We start from the raw sequence: 26,449 nt of genomic DNA, 5'->3' as shown, positions 1-26,449 counted from the left end.
TGGCTTGGCGCCATCAACCATTTTGATCTTTTACGGTCTGTGGATGGTCTTGACCTCAAGGAAATCCTCAAGCCCGAATTTTCCGCCTTCACGGCCGTTGCCGGACTGCTTGTAGCCACCGAACGGGCTGCCATAGCGATGCGGTCCGCCATTGATATGGACCATCCCGGCCTTCAGCCTTGATGCCACGCGCTCGGCGCGCTCGGCATCGCCTGTCTGCACGTAAGCGGCAAGGCCGTACGGCGTATCGTTGGCGATAGCGATGGCTTCTTCCTCAGTGTCGAACGGGATAAGCGATAGAACCGGCCCGAATACTTCTTCCTTGGCGATGCGCATGTCATTCCTGACATCGGCAAAGATCGTCGGCTGCACGAAGTAACCCGTCTCGTAACCTTCCGGCTTGCCGGCGCCACCAACGAGAACCCGCGCACCCTCGGCAATCCCTGCTTCGATCAGATTTTGCACGCGACCATATTGAATGTGGCTGACAAGCGGGCCGATGTGATCGCCCTCGTCCTCCGGATTGCCGACGCGCGCCTCTCGCCCGGCCGCCCCGGCAATCCTGACCGCCTTGTCATAGACAGAGCGCTGTATCAGCATGCGCGTCGGCGCGTCGCAAGACTGGCCGCTATTGTTGAAACATTCGAGCACGCTGCCCGCAACGCGGTCTTCGAGATCGGCATCCTCGAAGACAATGTTCGGTGATTTACCGCCGAGCTCCAGCGTGACCCGCTTAACCGTGTCCGCTGCGTCCTTGCTGACAGCGATTCCCGCGCGGGTCGAACCGGTAAAGGACATCATGTCGACGTCCTTGTGCTTCGACAGTGCCGCGCCCGCTGTGACGCCATCGCCATTGACCAGATTGAATGTTCCAGCTGGGAAACCCGCTTCATCGACCATTTCCGCATAAAGCATCGCATTGAGCGGTGTAAACTCGCTCGGCTTCAACACGCAGGTGCTCCCCGTTGCCAGTGCCGGAATCACCTTCAAAGCAATTTGGTTGATTGGCCAGTTCCATGGCGTGATCAGGCCACAGACACCGATCGGTTCGCGCACGAGAATATCGCCATTGGGCAGTTCTTCACGTATATGCAGGTTCTTCAACGCATCGATGAACCCCTGCAGGTGACCGACGCCGACATCGGCCTGCTGCTGCATACTCATGGTGATTGGCGCACCAAGTTCCAGCGTGATCGTTCGCGCTACTTCGTCGTAGCGGCGCTTGTAGATTGCCAGCAGCCTTTCCAGCAGTGCCAGCCGCTCTTCGGCGGATGTCCGGCTATAGGTCTGATAGGCCTTCTTGGCAGCCGCTACGGCGCGGTCGATATCCGCGGCAGTTCCCATTGAAATAACAGCAATCGGCTGTTCCGTCGCCGGGTTGATCACTTCCAGGTCATTCGCCTGCAGAGGAGCTACCCACTCGCCATTGATGTAAAACCTACGCTTGTCGAGCATGAGAAGCCTCCAAATGAATTTTCATTGTCAGGCCATTCTGACCATCAATCGAGCGAACGCAAGTGCGTCCGTACGACAGCACGATGCGTGTCGCAGAGAACAAAAACTTTGACGCATCCGGGCTTCTTGCCAGCAATAGGCAAGGCTATCGTTGCAATTATGGTCCAATACTCTCCTTGCTGTTTTCCAACGGGCCGGGCGCATCAGAAGCGTTCGGTGCGGGCATGATTGGTATGACCCTCATCACCACAAATCACACAAAATCAACAAAAGGGGTTCTCTGATGAAAGCATTACTTTTGAGCGGCGTCATGGCGTTTGCGCTGCTCGGCGCGGCAGGCGGCGCATCGGCAGCGGAATGCGGCAGCGTTACCATTGCCAGCATGAACTGGCAGTCGGCGGAGGTCCTCGCCAATCTCGACAAGATCATTCTCGAGTCCGGATATGGTTGCCAGGCGGAGATCATTCAGGGTGATACGATACCAACCCTCACCTCGATGACCGAAAAGGGTCAACCCGACATCGCCCCCGAAGGCTGGGTCGATTTCATGCGCGATATCATGGACAAGGCAGTTGCCGACGGCAAGCTCGTCTATGCCTCCAAGTCGCTCTCCGATGGCGGCGTTCAAGGATGGTGGATCCCGAAATATCTTGCCGATGCCCATCCGGACATCAAGACGATTGACGACGCGCTGAAACATCCGGAGTTGTTCCCGGCTCCAGAAGATCTCGTCCAAGGGCGCAGTCTTCAACGGACCTGCAGGCTGGGGCGGCACGGTTGCGACCGCACAGTTCTTCAAGGCCTATGATGCCGAGAAGAAAGGCTTCACCCTCGTCGATACGGGCTCTGCCGCCGGTCTCGATGGTGCGCTGGCAAAAGCCTATGAGCGCAAGGAAGGCTGGGTCGGTTATTATTGGGAGCCGACTGCCATTCTCGGCAAATACCCGATGGTAAAGCTGGACCACGGCGCAAAATTCGATGCGGCTGAATGGAAGCGCTGCAACACCGTTGCCGATTGCCCGGACCCCAAGAAGAACGATTGGGAAATCGCTGAAGTCGATACGGTTGTCACCAAGAAGTTCAGCGAATCGGCAGGCCCGGCCATGGACTATCTGAAGGCCCGTTCATGGGACAACAAGACGGTCAACACTCTGCTCGCCTGGATGACCGACAATCAGGCGACAGGCGAGGACGGCGCCAAATACTTCCTCAAGAACCATGAGGATATCTGGACCAAGTGGGTCAGCGCCGAGGTAGCAGAAAAGGTCAAGGCTGCTGTCCAGTAAGCAGTAGCTTACCAAAAAGGAAGGGCAGCGCATTGTCGCTGCCCATCTCTCCCCTTTGGGAGAGAGAGAGAGAGAGAGAGAGAGAGAGAGAGATTTCAGCATCCTAGCTCTTGCAAAGTGCTAGAAATCGCAAGTAAGGCACTTCGACCTCATCACAACTTCGCGCTAGAATCTGATGGCGTACCGCAACCCGTCATAGATGGCTGCGTGAATATTGCGCGAATGAACTGCGCTCGCCGATCCGAACGAGATCGAATGCACCCTCTGCGCGCGCTGGAAAGATCGAACCGCCATTGACCAGATGATCATAATCGACAGCGCCCCCGTTGCGCGACAGTGGCTTGAGCTCGCGGTAGAGGTCATCGATCGGCAGGGTGCCGTGCTCGACCACAACCTGATCTACCAGACGTTCCTCGCGATATTCCGGCGCAAAATCCGAGCCAAGCGCCGCTATGAGCTGATTGCCGTTTCGCGCAACGCTGACCAGCCGCGTATTGATCGTCACACGGACGCCCTGCTGCTGAAAGGCACGCATATAAGGCACATGGTTCATGCCGCCCATTTCCGGTGCAAAGAAGCGTTCAGGACTGACAAGCTCCAGCCTGGAACCGGCCTGGGCGATCATTTCCGCCGCGCTCATGCCCTGGTGCCCGCCATTGTCGTCGTAGAGCAAGACGTTCTCACCCGGCTTGATCGCTCCCGCAAGAATATCCCAGCTCGACGTTACCAGCTCATCACCCGCCGTCAGCGGCGGGTTTTGTGGCAGACCGCCGGTCGCAATGACCACCACATCGGGTTCGAGCGACAGCACGTCTCCCGCTTCCGCCCATACGTTGTAGCGCATCGAAACGCCGAGCCGCTCCAGCTCCTCAAGGCGCCAGTCGACAATGCCAATCATCTCCCTGCGGCGCGGATTTTTGGCCGCGAGCCGTATCTGACCGCCAGCCTGGTCCGAAGCTTCCAGCACCGAAACCCTGTGACCGCTTTCAGCGGCAACACGTGCAGCCTCAAGGCCGGCTGGACCAGCACCGACTACGACGATATTGCGCGGGGTATTCGCCTTCGAGATCACATGCGGCATCGAGGCTTCGCGCCCCGTTGCGGCATTGTGAATGCACAGGGCCTCGCCGCCTTCATAGATGCGGTCAAGGCAATAGGTCGCGCCGACACACGGCCTGATGCGATGTTCGTCGCCTGCCATGATCTTCCGCACGATATGCGGATCGGCAAGATGCGCGCGGGTCATGCCGACCATGTCGAGTTTTCCTTCCGCCACCGCATGACGTGCCGTCGCCACATCGGCGATGCGCGCGGCGTGAAAGGTCGGGAATTTAGTCTGCTGCCGTATTTCACCGGCGAAATCGAGATGCGGTGCGGACCGCATGCCCTGGATGGGGATCACCTCGTTCAGTGCCGCATCCGTATCGATGTGGCCCCGGATAATATTGAGGAAATCGAACTTGCCCGAAGCGGCAACGCGCCGCGCGATCTCGACGCCCTCGTCCTTTGAAAGCCCCTGCTCCCAGTCCTCATCCGCCACCATGCGGATGCCGACGATAAAGTCCGGACCGACCGATTTGCGCACAGCATCGATCACAGCCCAGGTGAAGCGCAGACGGTTATCGAGCGTGCCGCCATATTCGTCGTCACGCCGGTTGGTTGCAGGCGACCAGAAGCCGTCCATCAGATGGCCGTAGGCCTCGAGCTCGATACCATCGAGCCCAGCGGCCTGCATGCGCTGCGCGGCCGAAGCATAATCGGCAGTGATCCGCTCGAGATCCCATTCCTCCGCCTCCTTCGGAAAGGCGCGATGCGCCGGCTCCCGCACGGGCGAAGCCGAAACCACCGGCAACCAGTCCCCCTTGTTCCAGCTGGTGCGGCGGCCAAGATGCGTCAGCTGAATCATGACGGCAGCACCATGCTCATGACAATCATCTGTCAGTTCGCGCAGCCATGGCACAATCTCATCCTTATAGGCATGCAGATTTCCGAAGGCCGGAGGCGACTCGCGCGAAACCACCGCGGAACCCGCGGTCATCGTCAGTGCGATACCGCCCTTGGCTTTTTCCGCATGGTACAGCCGGTAGCGCTCCTTCGGCATGCCGTCTTCGGAATAGGCCGGCTCGTGACTGGTCGACATGATGCGGTTCTTGAGCCGCAGATGTTTGAGCTGATAGGGCTGCAGCAGCGGATCGTCATGTGAGGCCAATGAACCAAACTCCCTTTGTTTGGGTGATCCTAGCCCGAGGGCCCTGCATTGAGTTTCTTCCCCGCGACGTGTTCTGGCACGAAGTCGCCTTTATATATATCGCAACCTTCCCGACGGGGACGATTGCTTTTTGATTTTGGGGAGAATGGTGCGGTCGAGAAGACTCGAACTTCCACGTCTTGCGACACAGCGACCTCAACGCTGCGCGTCTACCAATTCCGCCACGACCGCACTGTGGTAGAAGCCGAACGTGTCGGCTCGCGGCATGTAGCAAATAGGTTTCAGCTAAACAAGCCCTATCGTCATATATCGTGATTGTTTTTCACAAAGCTGTCAGAAACATTGGTCCGCAACGCCAGACTGGAAATCTGGCCGGAAAAGGTCCATATCCGGCGCACCCATCGGGAACCCCTTGAAACCCCGCCAATCACTGTTTTGGTGGCAATTTCGCGGATTTCACGACAGGCAATGACAACCGGATCTGAATTTGCATCATGAAAACCAATCGCGACGATCTCGTCCCCGCATTCTTGCCTCACGACGAATCGTTTCCGGTGGAATGGCTGATCGCCGATGGCCTTACCGACTATGATGCGGCGCTTGCGTTCATGGAGCAGCGCGTCGCGGCGATTCGCGAAGGCACCGCGCGCGAACTGGTCTGGCTCGTCGAACATCCGCCGCTCTACACGGCCGGCACCAGTGCCAAGGCGACAGATCTTCTCGTCTCCGACCGTTTCCCGGTCTATGCAACAGGCCGAGGCGGCGAATATACCTATCATGGGCCGGGACAGCGTGTCGCCTATGTGATGCTCGACCTGAAACGGCGCCGCGAGGATATCCGCGCCTTTGTCACGGCGCTGGAGCAATGGATCATTTCCACGCTCGCTTCGTTCAACGTGAAAGGCGAGCGGCGCGAGGACCGCGTCGGCGTCTGGGTCATGCGGCCGGAGCGGCCCGCCCTGCCCGACGGCTCGCCGGCAGAGGACAAGATCGCCGCCATCGGTATCCGTCTGCGCAAATGGGTCAGCTTCCATGGCATCTCGATCAACGTGGAACCAGACCTCACACATTTCGACGGCATCGTACCCTGCGGCGTGCGCGGCCACGGCGTCACGAGCCTCGTTGATCTGGGCCTGCCGGTGGAAATGCACGATCTCGACCGGGCTTTGCATGAATCGTTCAAAAACGTGTTCGGAGCAGTCCAGCGAATTACACGAACTCCATGATCACGGCGTCGACCGCCAGGCTGTCGCCCTGCTTGGCGTTGATCACGGAGACAGTCAGGTCGCGATCGGCCCGCAATACGTTTTCCATTTTCATCGCCTCAACGATCGCCAGCGTCTCGCCCGCCTTGACCTCCTCGCCTTCTGTCACATTGATCGAGACTATCAGGCCCGGCATCGGACAGAGCAGCAAGTTCGAAGTGTCAGGCGGCAATTTCACCGGCATCAGCTTTTCCAGCGCTGCCACATGCTTCTGCATGGCGTAACCGATGACCGACATGCCCTTCCAGTCGATGCGCATGCCGTTGAGCATCGGGCGCAGCTGCGCTTTTATTGCGCGCTCGTCGACATAGCCGTCCCAGACGGCATCGCCGGGCTGCCAGTCACTGCGAATGGTAACCACCTCGCGGCCATGCAGCGAAAGCTCGATCTTCACTGGAGGCTTCGCCGTGCTCTTGCGAATCGTAGCAGGCACGTAGTCATCACCAATCCGCACCTCCCATTCGGCACGGATCTTGCCGGTATGTGGACGCAGGCGGTCACTGAGACGGTCCAGCCGCTCCTTGCGCACCAGTTCCACGGCCAGCACAATTGCTGCGAGGATATCGCGATCCTCCGGCGCCGGCGAAATTGCCTTGAACCCTTCCGGGAACTCCTCGGCAATGAAACCGGTCGATAGCCGTCCTTCCCGCCAGCGCGGATGTTGCATGAGCGTGGCAAGAAACGGGATATTGTGCTCGATCCCGTCAACGACGAACGTGTCCAACGCATCTGCCATGGCATCGATTGCTTCAAGCCGTGTTGGCGCCCAGGTGCAAAGCTTGGCGACCATCGGGTCATAAAACATCGAGATTTCCGAGCCTTCGGTCACGCCGGTATCATTGCGGATGATGGCCTTGCCGACAGGCCCCTCCGCTGGCGGGCGATAGCGCGTCAGCCGGCCGATGGACGGCAGGAAATTACGGTATGGATCCTCTGCGTATAGCCGGCTCTCGACCGCCCACCCATTGAGCCTCACATCGGCCTGTTTGATCGCCAGCTTTTCTCCAGTGGCGATGCGGATCATCTGTTCGACCAGATCGATGCCGGTGATCAGCTCGGTCACCGGATGCTCCACCTGCAGGCGCGTATTCATCTCGAGGAAGTAGAAGTTGCGGTCCTTGTCGACGATGAACTCGACTGTTCCCGCGCTCTGGTAATCGACAGCCTTGGCAAGTGCCACCGCCTGCTCGCCCATGGCCTTGCGGGTCTTTTCATCGAGGAATGGCGACGGCGCTTCTTCAACCACCTTCTGGTTGCGTCGCTGCACCGAACATTCGCGCTCGCCCAGATAGATGCAGTTGCGATAACCGTCGGCAAGCACCTGGATTTCGATGTGACGCGGATCGACGACGAACTTTTCGATGAAGACGCGGTCATCACCAAAAGAATTGCGCGCTTCCGAGGTGGCGCGCTCGAAGCCGTCGCGCACTTCCGACTTGCTCCAGGCGATGCGCATGCCCTTGCCGCCGCCGCCGGCGGAAGCCTTTATCATCACCGGATAACCGATTTCGCCGGCGATCTTCTCCGCATGGGTGGGATCGGTGATAATGTCGAGGAAACCCGGAACGGTGTTGACCTTTGCCTCATTGGCGAATTTCTTCGATTCGATCTTGTCGCCCATGGCGATGATCGCCTTCGGCTTCGGCCCGATGAAGATGACCCCCTGCTTTTCCAGCGCTTCACAGAAGGAGGCGCGTTCGGAGAGGAACCCGTAGCCGGGGTGGACGGCTTCCGCGCCGGTTTGCTTGCATGCTGCGATGATCTTGTCCGCGACAAGGTAACTTTCGGAAGCCGCGGCGGGACCGATATGAACCGCCTCGTCCGCCATTTCCACATGAACTGCATCGCGATCGGCATCCGAATAGACCGCAACAGTGGCAATTCCCATCTTGCGCGCGGTTTTGATGACGCGGCAGGCTATTTCGCCACGATTGGCAATCAGGATTTTCTTGAACACTAATGGACCTCCCAATACGTCCTTGTTTCTATTGCCAATCGCGGGTTTGCTCAACTGCTTCCTGTCAATTGTATGCCGGCTCCTGCGCATGACGTTTCTTGCCCTCGCGCCAGACCACATAGGCACCCGAGGCAATGATGATCGCAATCCCCAGCCATTTCGATGCCGTCGGGAATTCGTTGAAAACGACGAGCCCGATGATCACCGCCATGACAATTTCGAGATACTGGAAGGGCGCAAGCAACGATGCCGGCGCCAGCCGCGAGGCTTGAACGACCAGGAGATGCCCGCCGGTGGCGATTGCACCGATCGCAACCAGTAAAAGCCACGACAGGCCGCCCGATGGCATTTCGAGCGTCATATCGCTCACGTCGAACATTGCGCCAAGGAAAAGTGCAGCCACCACGGTAATCGTGCCGCCGATCCCGGCATAAAGCTGCATGACCAGCGGAGTATCGGCATCGCCATAGCGACGGTTCAAGATCAGATAAATGGCGAAGAGTGTCGCGGTACCGAGCGGCAACAGCGAAACCCAGCCGAACAGTTCCCAGCTCGGCTGAATGACGATCAACGTTCCGACGAAACCGACTGCAACGGCGATGCGCCTGCGCCAGCCCACCTGTTCCTTGAGGATCAGCGCGGAGAGCAGCGTCAGCATCAGCGGCTCAACGAAGAACACCGCCATGGCGTCAGCGAGCGGCATATATTTGACGGCCGCAAAGAAACACAGGCTGCCGATTCCCATCAGAAAGCCGCGAAACAGGTTACCCCACAACTTGACGGGTCTCAACGAACCAACGCCTGTCAGCGCAAGAACGATGATCAGCGTCAGGATCGTCTGAACTACAAAGCGGGAAAGTGTTACGGTGGCTGGCGGCAGGGTATCCACGGTCGAGAGCCATTTGGCGATGGCATCCATCATCGGCAGAAAGAACATGGCAACGGCCATCGTTGAAACGCCCCTCAACTGTTGTGAGGTTGTGTTTTCCATGGCGATGACCTTTCTGGACGTACCGGCTGGCAGGACTTGCTGGCATATCGGCTCTGTCGAAAAATGCAATCTCGACGCACGCGCAAAAGCACGGCCCCAACGAGCAAATTTGACTTTTGGGCCCATGAATGGTGCAAAGGGTTTGTAAAAATCCCCAAAATAGGAAGAAATTGGAGAATAGAATGGCCTTTCACGCCAATATCATGACCGAAACCCCTGACCTGGATACGCTGGGCGGGCGGCTGTCGCGCGCTCGCGATGCCAAATCGATGAGTGTCAGCGAGGTTGCCGGGCGGATAGGCGTCAAGCCGCAGACCATCGCCGCATGGGAGTCGGATCGATCCGAGCCACGCGCCAACAGGCTGGTCATGCTTGCCGGATTTCTCGGCGTTACCCCAACATGGCTCATCCACGGCATCGGACAGTCTCCTGTTGAGAGTGTAACCCGCGACGATGCGTCCATCCTGACGGTGGAACTCCAGGTCCTCAAGAACGATCATGAGCGTCTTGGTCAGAGGATCGAGCAATTGGAAAACGTTGTCGCCAGCTTGAAGGCCGCTTGAAACGTGGGGATTCATCGCATAGTTCTGTGGTGAAGCCCGGAACAGATCGCGAACTCCCATCGCGTTTCCCAATGAAGCATGCAAAGATCGGGAGTGATTCGAGATCTTGATAATATTGGCCGAACAAGACCATGGATGATAATAACGACCTTTTTTCGAGGATAGTGAAAACTGCCCGCGAACGGCAGGCAGCAGTCGGCCAGACGCGGCCGGAGCCCGCCGCCGCGCCGGTGGCACCCGTGAGGACCGTTCCCGCATCCGCAGCAAAGACTCCGCCCCGCCCAACACCCGACAACAGCGGCAGCTACAGTGCGGCTGATATTGAGGTTCTGGAGGGCCTGGAGCCAGTCCGCCGTCGTCCGGGCATGTATATCGGCGGTACGGATGAGCGGGCAATGCACCATCTGTTTGCCGAAGTCATTGACAATTCCATGGACGAGGCCGTCGCAGGCCATGCCAATTTCATCGACATCGATCTCGATGAAAACGGCTATCTGTCGGTAACCGACAACGGCCGCGGAATGCCGGTCGATGCCCACCCCAAATTCAAGGACAAATCGGCGCTCGAAGTCATCATGACCATCCTGCATGCTGGCGGCAAGTTCGACTCAAAAGTCTATGAAACTTCCGGCGGTCTGCACGGCGTGGGTGTTTCGGTGGTCAATGCGCTGTCCGATCATTGCGAGGTTGAGGTCGCCCGTAACCGCAAACTGTATCGCCAGCGTTTTTCGCGCGGCAAGGCACTTGGACCCATTGAAGAGATCGGCGAAGTCCAAAACCGCCGCGGCACGCGTGTGACATTCCACCCCGACGCCGAGATTTTTGGACAGGGCGCAAAATTTGATCCCGCCCGCCTCTACAAGATGGCGCGATCGAAGGCCTATCTTTTCGGCGGTGTCGAAATTCGCTGGAATTGCGCGCCGTCATTGCTCGATCCGAAGGACCCCACGCCCGATAAAGCGGTATTTCATTTTCCCGGCGGCCTGAAAGATTATCTGGCTGCGTCATTGGGCAAGGAATTTCAGGTCACACGCGAAATGTTCGCCGGCAAGACCGACAAATCCGGTGGCCACGGCGCACTGGAATGGGCGGTCGCCTGGCATGGTGGTGACGGCTTCGTCAATTCCTACTGCAACACGATCCCGACCGGCGAGGGCGGCACCCACGAAGCGGGCCTGCGCATCGCCCTCACCCGTGGTCTCAAGGCCTATGCTGACCTCACCGGCAACAAGCGCGCCTCGATCATCACCACCGATGACGTGATGATCTCGTCTGCGGCCATGCTTTCCGTTTTCATTCGCGAGCCGGAATTTGTCGGCCAGACCAAGGACAAGCTCGCAACCGTCGAAGCGCAGCGGATTGTTGAGAATGCCATTCGCGACCCGTTCGACCATTGGCTTGCTGCCTCGCCACAGGAAGCATCGAAGCTGCTCGACTGGGTCGTGGATCGCGCCGAAGAACGCGTCAAACGCCGCCAGGAAAAAGAGGTCAACCGCAAATCCGCGGTGAAGAAGCTACGCTTGCCTGGCAAGCTGGCCGATTGCAGCCAGACCGGCGCTCTGGGTGCTGAACTGTTCATCGTCGAAGGCGACAGCGCTGGCGGCTCGGCCAAGCAGGCGCGCGACCGCGCCACACAGGCTGTTCTACCCTTGCGCGGAAAGATCTTGAACGTCGTCAGTGCGGGCCGCGAGAAGATGACGGCGAACCAGCAGATTGGCGATCTTATCCTGGCGCTCGGCTGCGGCACCCGATCCAAATATCGCGATGAGGACCTGCGTTATGATCGCGTCATCATCATGACCGACGCGGATGTCGACGGCGCACATATCGCGTCGCTGCTTATCACGTTCTTCTATCAGGAAATGCCTGAGCTCATTCGCAACGGCCATCTGTTCCTCGGCGTGCCGCCGCTTTATCGCCTCGCACAAGGCGGCAAGGTCGCCTATGCCCGAGATGACGCTCACAAGGACGAGCTTCTCAAGACGATGTTCACCGGCAAAGGCAAGATCGAAATCGGCCGATTCAAGGGTCTCGGCGAAATGCGCGCCGACCAGCTCAAGGAAACGACGATGGATCGCAAGAAGCGGACCTTGCTGCGCGTCCAAATCGACGAGGAATGGGCCAACGAAACCAAGCTTGCTGTCGATGATCTGATGGGTACCCGGCCGGACGCCCGCTTCCGGTTTATCCAGGATCGCGCGGCATTCGTCGAAGAGCTGGATATCTAGCCCAGCTTTACGCAGGCGCGGACGTCAGCCAGACCAAAGCCAACGACAGCGACCTAGATATGCAGCGCATGTCCCAACGCCTTGAGCGAAGCCTCATGGAAGCCTTCGCTCTGCGTTGGGTGGGCGTGGATCGTTCCGGCAATATCTTCGAGCCGTGCGCCCATTTCCAACGCTAGCGCGAAAGAGGCCGAGAGCTCGGACACGCCCTGCCCGACCGCCTGGATGCCAAGGATCAGATGATTGCGGGCTGCGGCAACGACCCGCACGAACCCTTCCTCGCCTTCCTGTGTCATGGCGCGGCCATTGGCGGCAAATGGGAAGAGGCCAATCTTGACTTCGTGGCCCGCCGCTTTCGCCTCGTCGGGAGAAAGGCCAACGGAGACGATCTCCGGGTCAGTGAAACAGACCGCGGCGATTGCGCGTTTGTCCCAGCTGCGGTTTTCACCGGCTATGATTTCCGCCACCATCTCGCCCTGCGCCATGGCGCGGTGCGCGAGCATGGGTTCGCCCGTCACATCGCCGATCGCATAGACGCCGCGCATTGAGGTGCGGCACTTGTCATCGATGCGCACAAAGCGGCCATCCATGTCGATGTCGATTTCCTCAAGTCCCCAGCCGGTGGTAACGGGCTTGCGACCGACGGTGACCAGAACCTTGTCGGCAGCAATCTTGTCATCCTTGCCATCCGCCGTCTCGATCAGCAATGCGTCGCCCTTGGCGCTCATTCCCTTGGCTTTCACGCCGGTCAGCACCATCACGCCAAGCTCTGAAAGATGTCGCGAGACAGGCCGCGTCAGTTCCGCATCGTACTGTGGCAGGATCTTCGGCAGTGCCTCGACGACCGTGACCTTCGAGCCAAGCTTGGCATATGCGGTGCCGAGTTCGAGACCGATATAACCTCCGCCGACAACGACCAGCTTTTCGGGAACCTGCTGCAACGCCAGCGCTTCCGAAGAAGAAATGACATTGCCGCCAAATGGCAGCGAGGGGATTTCGACTGGGGCGGAACCTGTAGCGATCACCACGTTCTCGGCGCGGATGATCTGCTGGCCGGTCAGGGTTTCCACCTCGACCGTCTTGCCATCGCGGAATTTCGCCTTGCCGGTGACGATCTTGACGTTGGCTTTCTTCAAAAGCCCGGCAACGCCATTGTTGAGGCGGCTGACGATCCCGTCTTTCCAGGCGATGGTCTTGGAGAAGTCGATGGAGTGGTCGCCAACCGAAATGCCAAGCGGCGTCTGCTTTGCGGCGAAATGCGCGACTTTAGCGAATTCATCGGCCGCGTGGATCAACGCCTTCGAGGGTATGCAGCCGACCAAGAGGCATGTGCCGCCGACCTTGGCGGCCTCGACGATGACTGTGTCGACATTCAGTTGTCCGGCGCGAATGGCGCAGACATAGCCACCGGGACCCGCACCGATGACCAGCAACTTACAGGAAATATCCTTCATGGGTTCAGCCCTCCACGAAAATCAATGCTGGTGTTTCGAGCAGTGTTTTGATGCGCTGGATGAACACGGCCGCATCCCAGCCGTCGATAACCCGGTGATCGAAGCTCGACGACAGGTTCATCATCTTGCGCGGGATGAAGTTCGTCCCATCCCAGACCGGTCTTACACTGATCTTGTTGACGCCGATGATCGCCACTTCCGGATAATTGATGACGGGGGTCGTCACTACGCCGCCCATGCTGCCAAGCGACGTGATGGTGATCGTTGAGCCGCTAAGCTGTTCGCGGGTGGCGGAGCCGGTCTTCGCTGCATCGGCCAAAAGGTTGACCTCGGCGGCACAATCCCAAAGCGTACGCGCCTCGGCGTGCTTGACGACAGGGACCACGAGCCCGTTCGGCGTCTGCGCCGCGATGCCAATGTGCACGCCACCGTGCTGATGGATGATGTTCGCCTCATCGTCGTAAAGCGCGTTGAGCTGCGGCTGGTCGGCAATCGCCTTCACCATGGCCCGCATGAGGAACGGCAGGATGGTCAGTTTCGGCTGATCGGCACGCTTCTTGGAGTTGAGCATCGCGCGCAACTCTTCCAGTGAAGTAACATCGATCTCCTCAACATAGGTGATGTGCGGAATGTGCGATTTGGCAATCGCCATTTTTTCCGCAATCTTACGGCGCAGTCCGACGACCTTGATCTCCTTGATGGAACTGTCCGGTGCGAGGGCTGCAATACCCGGCTTCTGCGATCCGCGCGCGAAGAAGGCTTCGAGGTCTTCATGCGTAATCCGCCCGGCCGGCCCGGTGCCGCTGACCTGACGAAGATCGACACCGGCTTCGCGAGCCCGCAGGCGAACGGCTGGGGACGCCAGAGGCTTCTCACCCTCGCCGCGCGGCGCACTGCCGCTAAGGACACGCGGTGCAACCAATGGCGTTTCCGTCTCCGTGACGGGTTTGGATTTTGCCTTTTCTGGCTGCGGTTTTGGCGCTTCGGCTTTTTTTACCGCAGGTTCGGGCGCCTCCGCCTTCACCGGTTTGGCTGGCTCGGGTTCGGCGGTGTGTCCTTCGCCCTCGATCTTCAGGCGGACGAGCGGCGATCCGATAGCGAGCACCTGCCCGATCTCACCGCCAAGCCAGATGATTTCGCCGTCGACCGGCGACGGAATCTCGACCGTTGCCTTGTCGGTCATGACCGCGGCAAGGACCGTGTCCTCCCGTACCAGATCACCGATTTTGACATTCCACTCGACAAGTTCGGCTTCCGCAACGCCTTCACCGACATCCGGCAATTTTATGACATATTCGCCCATCTATCCCTCCAGCGTTTCGACAAGCGCGCGTCCGACCCGCGTCGGCCCTGGGAAATAATCCCACTCCTGCGCATGCGGATATGGCGTATCCCAACCGGTCACTCGGGCTACGGGTGCTTCCAGCTTGTAGAAGCAATGCTCTTGAACCAGTGCAGCCAGTTCGGCACCGAAGCCGGAGGTCAAGGTTGCTTCATGCACGATGACGCAGCGTCCGGTCTTCGAGACGGATTCGACGATTGTTTCAAGATCGAGCGGCAGCAGCGTACGCAGATCGATGATTTCCGCATCGATGCCGTGTTCCTCGGCGGCGGCCTCAGCCACATAAACCATGGTACCATAGGCCAGAATGGTCAGCTGCGAACCTTCGCGGCGTTTGATTGCCTTGCCGAGCGGCACGGTATAGTGGCCGTCGGGCACATCGCCGAGATCGTGCTTCGACCAGGGCGTAACTGGCCGCTCATGATGACCATCGAACGGACCATTGTAGAGACGTTTGGGTTCAAGAAAGATCACGGGATCCGGGTCTTCGATCGCCGCGATCAGCAGACCTTTCGCATCGTGCGGGTTGGAGGGCACGACGACCTTCAAACCAGAAACGTGGGTGAACAGTGCTTCTGGGCTCTGACTGTGGGTCTGCCCGCCGAAAATGCCGCCGCCCGCCGGCATGCGCACGACGATCGGGCAGGTAAAACCACCATTGGAGCGATAGCGCAGCCGCGCGGCTTCCGAGACGATCTGGTCGTAGGCCGGGTAGACATAATCGGCGAACTGGATTTCGATGCAGGGCTTCAGGCCGTAGGCTGCCATGCCGATTGCTGCGCCGACAATACCCGCTTCACTGATTGGCGCATCGAAACAGCGCGTCTTGCCATATTTCGCCTGCAGCCCCTGCGTGCAGCGGAAGACGCCGCCAAAAAAGCCCACATCCTCACCGAACACGACGACATTGTCGTCGCGCTCCATCATGATATCCATCGCGTCGCGGATGGCTTCGATCATCGTTTTGCGAGCCATTGGATTATACTCCTGCCTGCTGGCGCTGGCGGCGCAGATGCGGCGGCATTTCCTCGTACACTCCCTCGAACATATCCCGGGCCGAAGGCTTGCCGCCGGCATGCAGCGTGCCGAAGCTTTCGGCCTCTTTCTGCGCGGCAATAACCGTGTCGAGAATTTCGGCTTCCGTCTGCTTGTGACGCTCGTCTGACCAAACCCCGCGGCCGATCAGATGGTTCTTCAGCCGCACGATCGGATCGCCAAGCGGCCAGGCATCGGACTCGGTCTTCGGCCGATAGGCGGAAGGATCGTCAGATGTGGAATGTGCGCCCACCCGATAGGTGACATATTCGATCAAAGTCGGGCCGAGGTTGCGCCGCGCCCGCTCTATGGCCCATTTTGCGACGGCAAAGACAGCGAGATAATCATTGCCGTCAACACGCAGCGCCGGAATACCAAAGCCAAGACCGCGTGCGGCAAACGTGCCGGAACCGCCCCGTGCGATACCTTGGAACGTTGAAATTGCCCACTGATTGTTGACGATGTTGAGTACGACTGGCGCCTTGTACGTCGAGGCGAAGACCAGTGATGCGTGGAAATCGGATTCGGCGGTGGAGCCGTCACCGATCCATCCAGCGGCGATCTTGGAATCGTTCTTGATGGCGGAGGCCATGGCCCAGCCGACAGCCTGAATATACTGCGTGGCAAGATTGCCGGAGATCGAGAAGAAACCGTGTTCCTTCGACGAATACATGATCGGCAGTTGGCGGCCCTTGAGCGGATCGCGCTCGTTGGAATAGATCTGGCACATCATTTCGACCATCGGATAATCGCCCGCAATTAGCAGGCCCGCCTGACGATAGGTCGGAAAATTCATGTCGCCGGGCGCAAGCGCCTTGCGAAAAGCGCAGCTGACCGCCTCCTCGCCGAGGTGCTGCATGTAAAAGGAGGTCTTGCCCTGCCTCTGGGCAATCTGCATGCGCGCGTCGAAGGTGCGCAGCGTCATCATATGGCGCAAACCTTCAATCAACTGATCATGAGTCAATAATCCGGCCCAAGGCCCGACCGCTTCGCCATCGCGGCTTAGTACTCGAATGATCGAAAATGCGAGATCGCGGATCTCCTCGGGATTGGTGTCGACGTCGGGACGCCGGACAGATCCAGCCTCGGGAATATTTACATTGGAAAAATCTGGCTCACCGCCATGCCGCACCGCAGGTTCCGGAACATGCAGACTAAGCGGACCAAATTTACCAAGGGGACCATCATCAGACATGTTTTCGACCTCCCAACCATACATATCGTTTCGGCATTTTAGCATGAAACTATTAGGTCAGTAATACTGTCTTATTTTCTGAAGTGTTTGCGTCCTTTTGACAATTCTGTGAGATAATTCATATAACATATTGATATCAATAGTGTTGCAGCCGCGCAATTGGATAATTGAACGCACTTGCGCGATCAAAAAAGCAATATTGCATCATTTCGAACCGGCGCGCTGATTTATTCGATCAACCGCACGACCCATTTTGTAATCAATAATCAGGTGGGACAGCGGTCTGGCCCTCAAGCGGCGACAATTGCCAGAGCATGCTCGCGTGCATTTTCCCGAATCGCATCGAGATAGAGTCGCTTGAGCAAAGAGAGCAGATCGTCGTTCGCCGCGAGGAGAACACCACTGCGATCCATTGGTGCGACATGTTCGATCATCATGCGCACGACTTCCTGGGATCCTATCATCCGCTTGCCTTTGGCAATGCTGCGCCAAGCCTGGAGCGCCACCACCAAGGCCTGATGCGTACCGTCGGGAAGGCCTGCAGCGCGGAACAATGCGTCAAGCGCTGCAGCGCGGCCATCGACGAGCAAGTTACGAACGCGCACGAGGTCATATCCGGAGAGCGCCACCAGAATGGCACCGAAGAAATCAATCTTTCCCGACGCGACGATGCGGATTACGAAGGCAGTCGTAAGGTCGCCCCGTAGCTGCAAGTGCTCGATGAGAATGGGATATTCCTCTGCCGGCGTTGTCGTTACGAGGCTGATGGATGCCTTGAGGCAGGCTTCCTGCGTCACGCGCTTTGCCCTTCTCTCACCCATCAGAACCATGACCATATCCATCTGGCACAAGGCTTCCGCGATGCGGATCGCCAGAGAGTGGCGGCAATCAGCAGGCAGACGTCCATCTTCGACGAGAAGAGAGCGTATCTCAGCCACATGACCAAGGCGTTCGATCAATCGGCGGAAGCTAATGTCGGCAATCTGTGCCTGGGTGTTGCGCAAGAGTTCCAAAACCGCAATGGTCTCGCCAATTTCGATAATTGCGGCGCTGACAGCGAACGACACTTTCGGTCTGGCGGCAATAACGCTTTGCGCCTCACCACTTCCGCCAGCGACACAATCCACCAGATCCGCATCGCTGAGGAGCATGGATCGTCCGAGCATATAAGTGGCGATCTCGATCTGGTCATGCGCCAGGCTGGTGACAATATGGGCTGGCGCGTGGGCGCTGTTCGAAAAAGCTTCGGCAAGCGCCAGACGGACCTTTGGCGAAGGGTCGTCGAGAAGAAGTGTCAAGACAGCTTCAGTGGAACAACGCTCATCGAAGTCGAGATCGGACTGCAGATAGATATGGGCCAAAGCCGCCGCCGCATGGCACCGCTGTGCCACCGAAGCATTATCGATCATTTTCAGATAGTGCTGAACCGACATTACTCTTTCGCCCCCAAGTCTGTGCTTGTTTTCGACAGTAGGACAAAAAGGTTTACGATCGGTTCACCATATCGGTTAACCATGTTCGGGTGAAACCCTTCCCTTGTTGCGATCCGGACGAAGCCGCCTTAGTCTGCCGCCAAAGCAGTGAGGAGACGCGAGACATCATGGCCGGGCTATATCTGGAAGACTTTGAAATCGGACATGTATTTCAGCACACGCTCCGCAAGACGGTCACTGAAAGCGACAATATGCTGTTTTCGGTCATGACGTTGAATTCGCAACCGCTGCACATCGATTTCGAGTTCGCCGGAAAGACCGAATGGGGTAAACCACTCGTCAATTCCCTGTTCACACTTGGCTTGATGATTGGTATTTCCGTCAACGATACAACAATTGGCACAACGATTGCCAACCTCGGCATGACGGATGTTACGTTCCCCGCCCCTTTGTTTCATGGCGATACCGTGCGCGTGGAAACCCAGGTGATCTCGGCGAGGCGATCGAAATCGAAGCCCGATCGCGGCATCGTCGAGTTTGAGCACCGGGCCTTCAATCAATTCGGCGTGCTCGTCGCCAAATGCACACGGCAGGCCATGATGAAGTCGAAGAGTGCTGCCTGATGCGCTCGCTTCTGTTCATTCCGGGCGATTCGGAGAAGAAACTGGAGAAAGGCCTGACCAGCGGAGCCGATGTATTGCTGATCGATCTTGAGGACTCTGTCAGTGCGGAACGCAAGGAAACAGCCCGAAAGATCGCCGCAAACTTTTTGACGGCCAATCATGAGCGCCCCTCGCCTCGCCTGTTCGTCCGTATCAACGATCTGGCCAGTGGGCTGGCGGATGACGATCTCACAGCGGTGATGCCGGCTCTGCCCCACGGCATTCTCTTGCCGAAGTCCAACAGCGGCAAGGACGTAACGCGTCTCGCGGCAAAGCTCAACGTTCACGAGGCACGAGCAGGCGTTGCTGAAGGTGCAACACAGATCATCGCCATCATCACCGAAACGGCAATCGGAACGCTTTCAGCGTCGAGCTATCCCGATGCCTCGACACGCCTGATCGGCCTCAGCTGGGGCGCCGAAGACCTGTCCGCCGTGATTGGAGCGCGCGCGGCCCGCGACGAGGCAGGCAGGTACACCGATGTGTTCCGGCTTGCTCGAGCGGTGACAATACTTGGTGCATCGGCGGCGGAGGTCGCAGCGATCGATACGGTCTATATCAACTACCGCGATGACGAGGGTCTGGCGCGTGAATGCGCAGATGCCGAGCGCGACGGATTTACCGGCAAGCTTGCGATTCATCCGGCGCAGGTACCAATCATCAATCAGGCATTCACGCCGTCACCCGAAGCCGTCGATCACGCCAGAAAGATTGTCGCGGCCTTTACGGCGGAGCCGTCAGCAGGGGTCATCGGTATCGATGGCCAGATGTTCGATCGCCCGCATCTGCGCCGGGCTGAACGGCTCATCGCCCGTGCCGGATCAGCTTCCTGATTCATCCCATCTTGGCCGGAACATCTGAAATGTCTCGGATACCGTAGCAAAATCCATGTAGCCGAGACGCGACACGGGCTGTGCCTTTGTGATGTCAACGAGGCCATTGGTGAGGATTGCCTCATCGATGTGAACTCCGACTACCTCGCCAATGACCATAAAGGCGCTGACCGGGTTGCCGTGTCGGTCCTTCGGGTTTTGGACATCCGTCAATATGCATTCGAGTGTAGCATAAGCTTCAGCAACGCGCGGTGCGCCGATCAGGGAACAATCCGTCGGCGTCAATCCTGAATACTCGAATTCACTGACGCCGCGTGGAGCATTTACCGACGTCGCATTCATGGGCACGGCGAGGTTTGCGCTCACCAGATCTCGCGGCGAACTCGCCTGTCTCCTCGATGAAGGCAACGCTGTCCTTATAACCTTCCGAGGAGAACATCAGCAGACAAGGCTTGGTGCTGATCATGTTGAAGAAGGAGTAAGGTGCGAGATTCACCTTGCCCTCTTTCGATCTGCTGGAAATCCAACCGATGGGACGCGGCGAGACGATTGCCTTCAACGGATCGTGCGGCAAGCCGTGACCATCTTCATATCTGTAGAACATTTCAGCCTTCCCAGGGCCCGGAATATTCGGAAAGAATATCCTTGATCTCCGGACGCGGCCGTTCCGGCACTTTTTGCGGACACGTGCCGATGTGAACAAACCCCGCTACTCGCTCGCGCGGCGCCAATCCGAGCAGCGCACGCCCCTTTTCATCGGAGGAATACCAGTTGCTTATCCAGTTCGTGGCATAGCCAAGGGCATTCGCCGCGAGGCATAGTTTCATGGCCGCAGCCCCGGACGACAAAAACTGTTCCCACTCAGGAATGTGATGTTCGACCGGCGCAAATATCACGCCGATGACCAGTGGCGCACGGGCAAAGCGCTTCAATTCCTGCTCGCGGCGCTGGTCGGTCAGCGGACCTTCCCGCTCCTCGGCGAGATCTGCGAGATATTTCCCAACCTGTTCCTGTGCCTCTCCCCGGTAGATGATGAAGCGCCAGGGCGTCAGACGGCCGTGGTCGGGTACACGTGAGGCGATGCGAACCATGGTTTCGATTTCACCGTCAGATGGGGCAGGAAGCCCAATGGCTGAGATCGGCGTCGAGCTGCGCGTTGACAAGAATTCAATGACGGAGGGGGAAACAGATGTATCCATGGAATAATGCAGTGGTCCTGTTAGCGATGCGCGGACAATGTGGTGGTTTCGTCGGCCAAGTAAAGATATGCGCTTAAAGAAAAAGCCTTGAAATTGCCACCGGCTTCGGATCAAACCGTCTCATGGGTGTAATCCAGAGTTTTTCAATGGGCGGCAAGCGCCGTAAGCGAGAGCGGCTGCGCGCTGCGATGGCGTTTGCAGGTCTGCTCGCCACGATATCTGGCGCGTGGGGGCAAGCGCTGGCCCCGGACTTGCCTCAGGCGCCGGCCGTCGAACTGCCCAGTATCCCGAATCTCAAAGAATACGCCAACCCCAAGGCGCCTGCAAACAACCCGCTTGCCAACGAACCGGAACTGGTGCTGTCTGCCAAACTCTCGGAGGAAGCTGACCCTATTGGGCGGGGCCTTGTCTGGCGGGTGTTCTCCCCGGAACCCGGTGACGATGGTAAGCTCGCATTGTTGGCTACCTCCAAGGGGGGCACGACATCGTTCAATCTCGCGCCAGGCAGTTATCTCGTGCATGTGGCTTTCGGACGTGCAGGCGCGACCAAGCGCATTACGATGACGCGCTCCAAGCGCACCGAGACGATGATCCTCGATGCTGGCGGCGTTAAACTCAACGCTGTTCTTTCGGGTGGCGGGCGCATTCCTCCGGATCAACTGAGATTCTCGATTTATGAAGATCACGAGGACTCGAACGGCGAACGTGCCCTGATTATTCCGGATGTGAAGCCAGACAGCGTTGTACGCCTCAACGCCGGCACCTATCAGATCGTATCCAACTACGGCACGGCGAATGCCGTTATCCGCGCAGATATCCGGGTTGAGGCCGGCAAGATAACCGAAGCCAATGTGGAGCACCGGGCAGCACAGCTGACCTTGAAGCTTGTGCGTGAGGCGGGTGGCGAAGCTTTGGCTGATACGGCCTGGTCGGTATTGACCACATCAGGCGATATTGTGCGTGAAAGCGTTGGTGCTTTCGCATCCATCGTCTTGGCGGAAGGTGAATATGTGATTATCGCCAAGAACAAGGACCGCATCTATCAACGCGATTTCAAGGTCGTTGCCGGCCGAAATCAGGACGTCGAAGTTTTGGCGAAGGATGGTGCAAGCACTGCTGCGGTCGCGGATCAGCCGGCCGGTGGTGAAGAGCCGCTCGACTAAAGCATTTCCAGGAAAAGTGTGAAGCGATTTTCCGTCCGGAAATGCATAGAGACAAAGATATAGAGCACTTTTGCGACTTTTTAAGCGGAAGCGCCGTGGCTAGTTTGTCTGGGGCTCGAGCGAGAAGACAGCGTCGTAAAGAAATTCGAGCAGGCGCTTGCGGTCCGCTATTGGCTCCAGCTCATCCCAGCCAATGACCCGACCAATACGAACGTCGATTGTCTTGCCTGACAACCGGCGAAATTCACGGATCAGCAGTGAAATACGCAGCGTTATCGATATTTTACTGGCGAGGTGGAAGAATCGGCCGTTCTGACCGCCGAAGTAGACCGGTATGACCGAGGCCTTGGCCTGCCGCACCAGTTTTGCCGGAAAGATTTTCCACGGCAGATCCTCGGCGCGGCCAAAGACCTTGGGCGCCGTGGCAACACCGCCAGCCGGAAATACCACGATCGTCACACCTTCCCTCAGCAGACGCACCGCCTCATGGCGGGTCGCCATATTCATCGCCAGCGCTTCTTTCGTCTCGTCGAAACAGACAGGAAGGGCGTACGGGCGTATCTCCGGCACTTTCAAAAGGTCGTTGTTGATGAGAACGCGGAACGGCCGGCGGAGCTGTTCGGCCAATGCCAGCGCTGCGATGCCGTCGCCGATGCCGAAGGGGTGGTTTGCGATGATGACCAAAGGCGTATCGGGCAGCTCCAGTGGGGGCCATTGATCGGCGATGTCGAGACGAATGTTGACCAAATCCATCATGCGGCAAAATACATCGATGCCAGCAGGGACAATGTCGCTCCGCCAGGTGTTGTAGAGTCCGGCATAATAATTGCGGCCGGACAGACCCTCGATAGTCCGGATGAGCCACTGGGTCAGGCGTGTTTGCGTGTCGTTGGCATAGGAAAGCTCTGGAAACTGCACGTCAGACCCCGGTGAAAAATAAAGCAGCTCAGAATCTTGTTACATCCACATGACAGCGTGATGACGACACCACGCTGTCATGTTGTGATTTGGGCTACTCCGCTGCGGGGCGCAGCAGATCCGGCGGCGTTGCTTCCTCCGCGAGCTGGCGGATCGCCTCATCCAGACTCAGTGACGTCTGGTTCTGCGAACCAAGCCGGCGCATATTGACCGAACGTTCCTCGGCTTCGCGCATACCGCAGACGAGAATGACCGGGACCTTCTGCAACGAATGCTCACGCACCTTGTAGTTGATCTTCTCGTTGCGGAAGTCGGTGATTACCTGAAGACCAGCGGCTTTCAATTCCTTGGCCACCTGCTTGCCATACTCATCGGCCTCGGAGGTGATCGTGGCGACGACCACCTGCACCGGCGCGAACCACAGCGGCATATGCCCGGCGTAGTTCTCGATCAGAATGCCGAGGAAGCGTTCCATCGAGCCGCAGATGGCACGATGGATCATTACCGGCTGCTTCTTCTCCGACGTTGAGTCGATATAGAAGGCCCCAAACCGTTCTGGCAGATTGAAGTCGACCTGCGTCGTGCCGCATTGCCAGTCCCGGCCGATGGCATCGCGCAACACATATTCGAATTTGGGACCGTAGAAGGCACCCTCGCCCGGATTGATTGCCGTCTTGATTGTGCCGCCAGACTGCTCCTCGATGGTCTTGAGCACCTTGCTCATGACCTCTTCGGCCCGGTCCCACAACTCGTCCGAGCCGACGCGTTTGTCGGGACGCGTTGACAGCTTGACCGTGATGCCCTGGAAACCGAAGTCGGCATAGGTCGTAAGGATAAGATCATTGATGCGCAGGCATTCCGCCTCCATCTGCTCATCCGTGCAGAAAATATGCGCGTCATCCTGTGTGAAGCCGCGCACGCGCATCAGGCCATGCAGTGCGCCAGACGGCTCGTATCGATGAACATTGCCGAATTCCGCAAGTTTTACAGGCAGATCGCGATATGACTTCAAACCATGCTTGAAGATTTGCACGTGACCCGGACAGTTCATCGGCTTTAGCGCGAAAACGCGCTCGTCGTCGGTCTCGTCGCCGGCGACCGTAACCTTGAACATATTGTCCCGGTACCAGCCCCAGTGACCCGACGTCTCCCACAGCGACTTGTCGAGCACCTGCGGCGCGTTGACTTCGCTGTAACCGTGGCTGTCCAGCCGCCGCCGCATATAGCTGACGAGGCTCTGGAACATCCGCCATCCCTTCGGATGCCAGAAAACAACGCCCGGCCCCTCTTCCTGGAAATGAAACAGATCCATTTCCCGGCCGAGACGGCGGTGGTCACGCTTTTCCGCCTCCTCCAGCATGTGCAGGTAGGATTGCAGGTCGGCATCATTGGTGAATGCCGTGCCGTAGATGCGGCTCAGCATCGGATTGTTGCTGTCACCGCGCCAATAGGCCCCGGCGACCTTCATCAACTTGAAGGAGTTGCCGATCTGGCCCGTGGAAGCCATATGCGGGCCGCGGCACAGATCGTACCAATCGCCCTGGGCGTAAATCTTGAGATCCTGGCTATCGGGAATCGCATCGACGAGTTCGACCTTATAGGTTTCGCCCTTCTCGGCAAAAATTTTACGTGCCTTCTCGCGTGACCAGATTTCCTTGGTGAAAGGTTTGTTGCGGGCAATGATTTCCCGCATTTTCTTCTCAATCACTGGCAGATCATCGGGCGTAAATGGCTCGTTCTTGGCGAAATCGTAATAAAAACCATTCTCGATCACCGGACCGATCGTAACCTGCGTTCCGGGAAACAATTCCTGTACCGCCTCGGCAAGAACATGTGCGCAATCGTGCCGGATCAATTCCAGAGCACGAGGATCTTCACGGGTCAGGATCTCGATCGTACCTGGATGCTGCAACGGGTCGGACAAATCACGCACGACACCATCGACCGCATAGGCGACGGCCTTCTTGGCAAGTGATTTGGAAATGGATTCGGCAAGTTCCGCACCGGTCATGGCAGCGTCGTATTCGCGCTTCGAGCCATCGGGAAATTGCATGGATACAGTCTTTGCAACTGTCTCTGACATCTATTTGCTCCTATCCAGTCCCGCCAACGATTGCGGGTGGTATTTAACGACCGGAAACCGCTCCGGCGGACGGACTTCTAAATGCTGTTTTGCCTGGCGTAAAGGCCTTGCGGGCAAAAGCGGGGTCCGTACGTTGCACATGCCGCCTTTGCGTGCTCGCACTGGTCCCGCCGTTGGAGTTGCCGGGCCGCGCCCACGTCGAACAGCTCCGGAGCAGTTACGACGGACAGCACGGGCAAAAAATAAGGGCTATCTCAAGTTCAGTTTGCGGGATTGTGAAGCCGCCAGTAACGCCAGGGCATATACCAAACCAGCCGGTCGTCAAGCACCGTGGGCACGGGATCGAGCCCACGTGTTCCCCCGGGCCGCAGCGGACGAAACGAAACAAGCCCATCCAGCCACCGGTCCACAATCCATAGCGGGCAATGGACTCGTAGGCATATTCCGAGCATGTCGGCAGGTGGCGGCAGGAATTGCCGACAAATCCGGACAGCGTCAATTGATAGAACCTCACCAGGCCGGTCCCCAGAATACGACCGGGCGTCTTCCGCCATGGACCCCGCCAGTTGCGTGAATACTTCCGGGAATTCTTCGGCAAATGATCTTGTGCCGGCTGATCACACATGATGATTTCAAGCCGCTGCTTCAGCGGTCTTCTTCTCGATCTGGTTCAGGCAGTCAACCACGGCGTCAAAAGTCAGCATGGTGGAGTTATGGCGTGCCCTGTAGTCACGCACTGGTTCAAGAAATTTGAGATCTTCGAAGCGGCCATCCGGCGGCGCGCCATTCTCTTTCAGCATCCTGAACATCGTTTCACGCACGTTCCGCAGCTCCTGCGCCGTGGCGCCGATCACATGCCGCGCCATGATCGAGGACGAAGCTTGCCCGAGTGCACAGGCTTTGACATCATGGGCGAAGTCAGAAACCACACCGTCCCGCATCTTGAGGTCAACGGTGACTGTCGAGCCGCACAGTTTGGAATGGGCCGTTGCCGTGGCATCCGGATCTTGCAGACGGCCAAGCCGCTCGATATTCCCGGCGAATTCCAGAATACGCGCATTGTAGACGTCGTTGATCATGACAGATGTCCGTTGTTCGACACAGTGTTCATCGCAAACGCGTCATTGTGCATCGCTTTGACCCTATGAATCCCGAATTCAATCTCTATATAGTATGGGAGT

General features: G+C 57.9%; 19 protein-coding genes, 1 tRNA gene and 4 pseudogenes. 8 read left to right on the top strand and 16 right to left on the bottom strand.

Translation table 11 applies throughout. The features are described 5' to 3' along the window. Positions 1-30: 30 nt before the first annotated feature. Entirely contained in the window at positions 31-1,455 is a 1,425-nt protein-coding gene (locus N8E89_RS15400) for an aldehyde dehydrogenase family protein (protein ID WP_262260436.1), read from the bottom strand. An 83-nt stretch (positions 1,456-1,538) separates the two neighbouring features. Here N8E89_RS15400 and N8E89_RS15395 point away from each other — a divergent pair, with 83 nt between their 5' ends. Together N8E89_RS15395 and N8E89_RS15390 are read left to right on the top strand one after the other, a co-directional pair. Next, positions 1,539-1,739 carry a hypothetical protein gene (locus N8E89_RS15395; RefSeq protein ID WP_262260434.1) on the top strand — a complete coding sequence of 67 codons (201 nt, stop codon included), beginning with the start codon at positions 1,539-1,541 and terminating at the stop codon, positions 1,737-1,739. Beyond that, a pseudogene (locus N8E89_RS15390) lies at positions 1,739-2,741 on the top strand (ABC transporter substrate-binding protein). Before N8E89_RS15395 ends, N8E89_RS15390 begins: the two are co-directional and overlap by 1 nt. Positions 2,742-2,906: 165 nt before the next feature. Here N8E89_RS15390 and N8E89_RS15385 read toward each other — a convergent pair. Both N8E89_RS15385 and N8E89_RS15380 read right to left on the bottom strand, forming a co-directional pair. After that, positions 2,907-4,950: pseudogene (locus N8E89_RS15385) on the bottom strand (FAD-dependent oxidoreductase). Between the two features lie 146 nt (positions 4,951-5,096). After that, positions 5,097-5,181, bottom strand: a tRNA-Leu gene (locus N8E89_RS15380). A gap of 263 nt (positions 5,182-5,444) precedes the next feature. On the opposite strand from N8E89_RS15380, the gene lipB reads away from it, so the two are divergent. Then, positions 5,445-6,176, top strand: a complete 732-nt coding sequence (gene lipB, locus N8E89_RS15375) for a lipoyl(octanoyl) transferase LipB (RefSeq protein ID WP_262260432.1) — start codon at positions 5,445-5,447, stop codon at positions 6,174-6,176. Here the strand turns inward: lipB and N8E89_RS15370 are convergent. Both N8E89_RS15370 and N8E89_RS15365 read right to left on the bottom strand, forming a co-directional pair. Next, positions 6,160-8,172, bottom strand: a complete 2,013-nt coding sequence (locus N8E89_RS15370) for an acetyl-CoA carboxylase biotin carboxylase subunit (RefSeq protein WP_262260431.1) — start codon at positions 8,170-8,172, stop codon at positions 6,160-6,162. The two genes, lipB and N8E89_RS15370, sit on opposite strands and share 17 nt — an antisense overlap. Positions 8,173-8,236: 64 nt before the next feature. Beyond that, positions 8,237-9,163: a DMT family transporter gene (locus N8E89_RS15365; RefSeq protein WP_113173004.1), complete on the bottom strand. Its 927-nt coding sequence runs from the start codon at positions 9,161-9,163 to the stop codon at positions 8,237-8,239. A 182-nt stretch (positions 9,164-9,345) separates the two neighbouring features. Here N8E89_RS15365 and N8E89_RS15360 point away from each other — a divergent pair, with 182 nt between their 5' ends. Continuing rightward, positions 9,346-9,726 carry a helix-turn-helix domain-containing protein gene (locus tag N8E89_RS15360; protein WP_262260429.1) on the top strand — a complete coding sequence of 127 codons (381 nt, stop codon included), beginning with the start codon at positions 9,346-9,348 and terminating at the stop codon, positions 9,724-9,726. A gap of 131 nt (positions 9,727-9,857) precedes the next feature. Next, the gene (gene parE, locus N8E89_RS15355; protein ID WP_113172928.1) at positions 9,858-11,954 is read left to right on the top strand and encodes a DNA topoisomerase IV subunit B; all 2,097 of its coding nucleotides are present in this window, start codon (positions 9,858-9,860) and stop codon (positions 11,952-11,954) included. Between the two features lie 53 nt (positions 11,955-12,007). On the opposite strand, the gene lpdA is transcribed toward parE, so the two are convergent. The 5 genes from lpdA to N8E89_RS15330 form a co-directional block, all read right to left on the bottom strand. Further along, positions 12,008-13,405 carry a dihydrolipoyl dehydrogenase gene (lpdA, locus tag N8E89_RS15350; protein ID WP_112759857.1) on the bottom strand — a complete coding sequence of 466 codons (1,398 nt, stop codon included), beginning with the start codon at positions 13,403-13,405 and terminating at the stop codon, positions 12,008-12,010. Positions 13,406-13,409: 4 nt separating this feature from the next. Continuing rightward, positions 13,410-14,708: a dihydrolipoamide acetyltransferase family protein gene (locus N8E89_RS15345; protein ID WP_113172927.1), complete on the bottom strand. Its 1,299-nt coding sequence runs from the start codon at positions 14,706-14,708 to the stop codon at positions 13,410-13,412. Continuing rightward, the gene (locus N8E89_RS15340; RefSeq protein WP_106665103.1) at positions 14,709-15,722 is read right to left on the bottom strand and encodes an alpha-ketoacid dehydrogenase subunit beta; all 1,014 of its coding nucleotides are present in this window, start codon (positions 15,720-15,722) and stop codon (positions 14,709-14,711) included. It lies immediately after the preceding gene. Positions 15,723-15,726: 4 nt separating this feature from the next. After that, a complete protein-coding gene (locus N8E89_RS15335) occupies positions 15,727-16,977 on the bottom strand; it encodes a 3-methyl-2-oxobutanoate dehydrogenase (2-methylpropanoyl-transferring) subunit alpha (protein WP_106665254.1) in 1,251 nt (416 codons plus the stop codon). A gap of 290 nt (positions 16,978-17,267) precedes the next feature. Continuing rightward, entirely contained in the window at positions 17,268-18,410 is a 1,143-nt protein-coding gene (locus tag N8E89_RS15330; protein ID WP_113172926.1) for a DUF2336 domain-containing protein, read from the bottom strand. 167 nt (positions 18,411-18,577) lie between these two features. Between N8E89_RS15330 and N8E89_RS15325 the strand changes: the two genes are divergently transcribed. Together N8E89_RS15325 and N8E89_RS15320 are read left to right on the top strand one after the other, a co-directional pair. Continuing rightward, positions 18,578-19,033, top strand: a complete 456-nt coding sequence (locus N8E89_RS15325) for a MaoC family dehydratase (protein ID WP_112759859.1) — start codon at positions 18,578-18,580, stop codon at positions 19,031-19,033. After that, positions 19,033-19,905, top strand: coding sequence for an HpcH/HpaI aldolase/citrate lyase family protein (locus tag N8E89_RS15320; RefSeq protein ID WP_106665100.1), 873 nt, complete (start codon positions 19,033-19,035; stop codon positions 19,903-19,905). Before N8E89_RS15325 ends, N8E89_RS15320 begins: the two co-directional genes overlap by 1 nt. On the opposite strand, the pseudogene N8E89_RS15315 reads toward N8E89_RS15320, so the two are convergent. Together N8E89_RS15315 and N8E89_RS15310 are read right to left on the bottom strand one after the other, a co-directional pair. Beyond that, a pseudogene (locus N8E89_RS15315) lies at positions 19,894-20,509 on the bottom strand (flavin reductase family protein). The gene N8E89_RS15320 and the pseudogene N8E89_RS15315 overlap by 12 nt on opposite strands. A 1-nt stretch (position 20,510) precedes the next feature. Beyond that, positions 20,511-21,104, bottom strand: coding sequence for a nitroreductase family protein (locus N8E89_RS15310; RefSeq protein ID WP_113172923.1), 594 nt, complete (start codon positions 21,102-21,104; stop codon positions 20,511-20,513). Between the two features lie 122 nt (positions 21,105-21,226). Between N8E89_RS15310 and N8E89_RS15305 the strand changes: the two genes are divergently transcribed. Then, positions 21,227-22,267, top strand: coding sequence for an RgsD C-terminal domain-containing protein (locus tag N8E89_RS15305; protein WP_410010316.1), 1,041 nt, complete (start codon positions 21,227-21,229; stop codon positions 22,265-22,267). 99 nt (positions 22,268-22,366) lie between these two features. On the opposite strand, the gene N8E89_RS15300 is transcribed toward N8E89_RS15305, so the two are convergent. The 4 genes and pseudogenes from N8E89_RS15300 to N8E89_RS15285 all read right to left on the bottom strand — a co-directional run bounded on the left by N8E89_RS15300 (position 22,367) and on the right by N8E89_RS15285 (position 26,347). Then, a complete protein-coding gene (locus N8E89_RS15300; RefSeq protein WP_262260425.1) occupies positions 22,367-23,185 on the bottom strand; it encodes a lysophospholipid acyltransferase family protein in 819 nt (272 codons plus the stop codon). A 94-nt stretch (positions 23,186-23,279) separates the two neighbouring features. Then, a complete protein-coding gene (gene thrS / locus N8E89_RS15295) occupies positions 23,280-25,268 on the bottom strand; it encodes a threonine--tRNA ligase (RefSeq protein WP_106665097.1) in 1,989 nt (662 codons plus the stop codon). A gap of 260 nt (positions 25,269-25,528) precedes the next feature. After that, positions 25,529-25,893, bottom strand: a pseudogene (gene yidD / locus N8E89_RS15290) (membrane protein insertion efficiency factor YidD). A gap of 7 nt (positions 25,894-25,900) precedes the next feature. Continuing rightward, positions 25,901-26,347, bottom strand: coding sequence for an iron-sulfur cluster assembly scaffold protein (locus N8E89_RS15285; protein ID WP_106665095.1), 447 nt, complete (start codon positions 26,345-26,347; stop codon positions 25,901-25,903). Positions 26,348-26,449: the final 102 nt, after the last annotated feature.

The organism is Phyllobacterium sp. A18/5-2, from assembly GCF_025452215.1.
Taxonomy (GTDB): domain Bacteria; phylum Pseudomonadota; class Alphaproteobacteria; order Rhizobiales; family Rhizobiaceae; genus Phyllobacterium; species Phyllobacterium sophorae.
This window is presented reverse-complemented; position numbering and strand designations above follow the sequence as displayed.